Raw genomic sequence first — 2,304 nt, 5'->3', positions numbered from 1 at the left:
AACAGTCTAATAAAGTGTACAACTGTGCTTTGTACTATGCGAGACAAGTCTATTTCAAAACGAAGCGATGGGCAAGCTATGGTGAGCTTTGTGCTGAGATGGCGAGAACCCAAAACAAGCACTTCATCGCAATGTATGTCTCCGCCGCACAACAGACCTGTAAGTCTGTAGCTGAGGCACTCAGTAGCTTTAAGAAAAAGCTGAGGCTCTCCTGGCAAGAAGGAATGAGTTTAAGACCAAACCTGCCGCGGCCTTCAGGAACTGTCTAGAGGCGCTTTGACAACGCCGTTACGGGTTCTTTTGTGGACTGCGTAAGAATCCCCCGCCTTTAGGCGCTGGGAGTGTCAATGGATCCCATCTCTTCAACAGCAGCACCTATGGATCCCTGTCTGATCCCCGTCAAGCTTCCCCACGGCTCCTACGACATTCTCATCCAGTCCCCCGAAGGCTCCGGCGGCCACAGCCTTATCCAGTTGGGATCCCAACTGCAAGCCAGGGGACTTTCGGGCAAGGCGCTGGTGGTGAGCCACCCCGGCATTGCCAAGCATTTTGGCGAAAAGTTGATGCAAGGGTTGCAACAAGCGGGGTTTGCTGCCCGTCTTTTTCTGTTGCCCGCCGGCGAGCGCTACAAAACCCTGCGCTCGGTGGCCAAGATCTACGATGCTGCCTTGAGCTTTGGCCTGGAGCGCTCTTCCACCCTCGTGGCCCTGGGAGGGGGGGTCATTGGGGATATGGTGGGGTTTGCCGCCGCCACTTGGCTGCGCGGGATCCCGTTTGTCCAGGTGCCCACTTCGCTTTTGGCCATGGTGGATGCGGCCATCGGCGGCAAGACCGGCGTCAACCATCCTGGCGGGAAAAACCTCATCGGCGCCTTCTACCAGCCGCGCCTGGTGTGGATCGACCCAACGCTGTTGCAGACCCTGCCCCGGCGGGAATTTACCTCGGCCCTGGCGGAAGTCATCAAATACGGCGTCATCCAGGCTGCCGACCTATTTGAGTTTTTGCAAGACCGGCCCAGGCTGAGGCGCTACGCCGATTTTGCCCCTGCGGATCTGCACTATCTGCTGCGGCGCTGTGCCGAGTGCAAAGCCTGGGTGGTGCAACAGGACGAGCGGGAAGGGGGCCTGCGGGCCATCTTGAACTACGGCCATACCCTCGGCCATGCCCTGGAAACCGTTACCGGCTACCGCCGCTACCTGCACGGGGAGGCGGTGGCCATTGGCATGGTGGCTGCGGGGGAGATCGCCCGTCGCCTGGGGTGGTGGAGCGCGGCTGAGGCCGAGCGGCAGCGACGCCTTATCGAAAGGGCAGGGCTGCCCAGCCACTGGCCCGCCGGGATCCCTTGGGAGGCGGTGCTGCAGGCGCTGCAGGCGGACAAAAAAGTCAAGCAAGGGCGGATCCGCTTCGTTCTGCCCCGCCGCATTGGCCAAGCGGAGCTGACCGATCAAGTCGAGCTGGCGGATGTGCAGGCCGCTCTGGCGGCGATGACGGCAACCTCTTGAGCCCTAGAATTAGGAAAAGCTGAGGACAAGAAAGCATGGGACGGCAACAACGGGTAGCCATCCTAGGGGCCACAGGAGCCGTAGGAGTGGAGCTGCTGAAGCTGCTGGAAGAGCGCCGCTTTCCGGTGGCAGAGCTGAAGCTGTTGGCCTCGCCCCGCTCGGCGGGCACCTACTTGACCTTCAAGGGAGAACGGATCCCGGTGGAGCCGGTTGCAGAAGCGTCCTTTCGGGGTCTGGACCTGGTCTTGGCCTCTGCCGGGGCAAGTGTTTCCAAAACTTGGGCCAAGACCATCGTCGAGGCAGGGGCAGTGCTAATTGACAACTCCAGCGCCTTCCGCCTGGATCCCGATGTCCCGCTGGTGGTGCCGGAGGTCAACCCCCAGGAAGCCTTCCGTCACCAAGGGATCATTGCCAATCCCAACTGCACCACCATCCTAATGTGCGTGGCCATCTACCCCCTGCATCGCCACATCCCCCTGCGCCGCGTGGTGGCCGCCACCTATCAATCGGCCAGTGGGGCCGGGGCCCGCGCGATGGTGGAGCTAGAGGAGCAAACCCGCGCCTACCTGCAAGGCCAGCCCTTTCAGCCCCAGGTGTTCCCCTACCCCATCGCCTTCAACCTCTTCCTCCACAACAGCCCCCTGCAGGAGAACGGCTACTGCCAGGAAGAGATGAAGATGGTCAACGAATCCCGCAAGATTATGGGATCCCCCAACCTGCGGCTGACAGCTACCTGTGTGCGGGTGCCGGTGCTGCGTACCCACGCCGAGGCCCTCAACCTGGAGTTTGAACAGCCCTTCCC

The 2,304-nt window shown here is 61.1% G+C and carries 2 protein-coding genes and 1 pseudogene; all 3 read left to right on the top strand.

Going from position 1 to position 2,304, the window contains the following annotated elements:
• Positions 1-269, top strand: a pseudogene (locus tag NW809_RS12055) (RNA-guided endonuclease TnpB family protein); the annotation flags it as partial.
• A gap of 108 nt (positions 270-377) precedes the next feature.
• Complete coding sequence (aroB, locus tag NW809_RS12050) at positions 378-1,502, top strand: 3-dehydroquinate synthase (RefSeq protein ID WP_099883808.1); 1,125 nt, start codon at positions 378-380, stop codon at positions 1,500-1,502.
• Positions 1,503-1,537: 35 nt separating this feature from the next.
• Positions 1,538-2,304: aspartate-semialdehyde dehydrogenase (locus NW809_RS12045; RefSeq protein ID WP_414402251.1), on the top strand; the 767-nt coding region annotated here is incomplete at its 3' end.

It is taken from the genome of Synechococcus sp. WC101 (genome assembly GCF_047461555.1).
In the GTDB taxonomy this organism is placed as follows: domain Bacteria; phylum Cyanobacteriota; class Cyanobacteriia; order Thermostichales; family Thermostichaceae; genus Thermostichus.
Note: the sequence above shows the minus strand (reverse complement) of the source record. Positions and strands in the feature narration are given on the sequence as shown.